This window comes from Mesorhizobium sp. M4A.F.Ca.ET.090.04.2.1, from assembly GCF_003999085.1.
Lineage (GTDB): Bacteria > Pseudomonadota > Alphaproteobacteria > Rhizobiales > Rhizobiaceae > Mesorhizobium.
In genome coordinates this window covers 1-1179 of the sequence record NZ_RZOT01000886.1, presented here as the reverse complement: position 1 = coordinate 1179, position 1179 = coordinate 1, and the positions used below count along the sequence as shown (strand labels likewise).

The following is a 1179-nucleotide window of genomic DNA, read 5'->3' as shown; positions in this document are numbered from 1 at the left end:
AGTAGCCCCCCCATTTCCGTAAGAAGTCCTCGTCATGAGAAAACCCTCCCTGATGCCGCCGGCACCGAGGAGGCCTTTACGAAAATGCCAGTCGGATTGTGGATCGCGTTGAAGAAGACTTCACTCGAATGCGCGTCTAGATCGTCATAGGTGAGCCGCGAGACCGGTGACGTACCTTTATGATTGTAAAGGTCCTTCGATGCTTGCCGGTACTGGGCCAGTAGCGTAGTCCACCCTCGAACGAAAAGACTGAGGCCGCCGCCCCGGCTACCGACGCCGACTCGAAATCACCGGCACTCGACGGCGGTTCGGAACTCCTCGGTGCCGCAGCGCCGGCCAAGCCGGGCCCGGTGAAAAATTCGTCGTCGAGGGCAAGGCGCCCGCTGCTTCGCCCGGCCGCGCCGACGATTTTTCTTGGCCGCCAAGGCGGCAGCCTGCGGCCGCGGCCACAACCGAAACGACCACGGCGATCAGTCCGTAAACCTGCCCCCGGGACACCTGAAGGGCAAAGCGCCCTCAGATGGCCGCGGGAGTAGCGTTTCCAAACGGTCTCAGCGCGGCAGCACGCTCGATCCCATCAGCGCCTCGTCGATCGAACGCGCTGCCTGACGGCCCTCGCGGATCGCCCAGACGACCAGCGATTGACCGCGGCGCACATCGCCCGCTGCATAGAGCTTTTCGACGCTGGTCTTGTAGTCGCGATCATTGGCCTCGACGTTGTTCGAGCGGCGGCTGTCGATGGCGATCTTCATCTGGCCAGCCAGCTCCGACACCGGCCCGACCGCGGCCGGCCCGGCAAAGCCGATAGCGATGAAGGCCAGATCCGCGCGGATGACGAATTCCGTGCCGGCGATCGGCTTGCGCTTTTCATCGACCTCGCAGCATTTGACGCCGGTCAACGCGCCGTCCTCGCCGATGAATTCGAGCGTCGCCACCTGGAACTCGCGCTCGGCGCCTTCCGCCTGCGAGGACGAGGTGCGCATCTTCGTCGCCCAGTAGGGCCAGACCGAAAGCTTGTCCTCCTTTTCCGGCGGCTGCGGCCGGATGTCGAGCTGGGTGACACGAACGGCGCCCTGGCGGAAGGCGGTGCCGACGCAGTCGGACGCGGTGTCGCCGCCGCCGACGACGACGACATGCTGGCCGCCGGCGACGATCGGCGGCGGCGACACCGCGTCCGAC

The 1179-nt window shown here is 65.5% G+C and carries 1 protein-coding gene and 1 pseudogene; one reads left to right on the top strand and one right to left on the bottom strand.

The genetic code is table 11. The annotated features are described in order from the left end of the window. Positions 1–290: 290 nt before the first annotated feature. Positions 291–481: pseudogene (locus EN781_RS35690) on the top strand (DUF459 domain-containing protein); the annotation flags it as partial. 70 nt (positions 482–551) lie between these two features. Here the strand turns inward: EN781_RS35690 and EN781_RS32885 are convergent. Continuing rightward, positions 552–1179: FAD-dependent oxidoreductase (locus EN781_RS32885; protein WP_189347979.1), on the bottom strand; the 628-nt coding region annotated here is incomplete at its 5' end.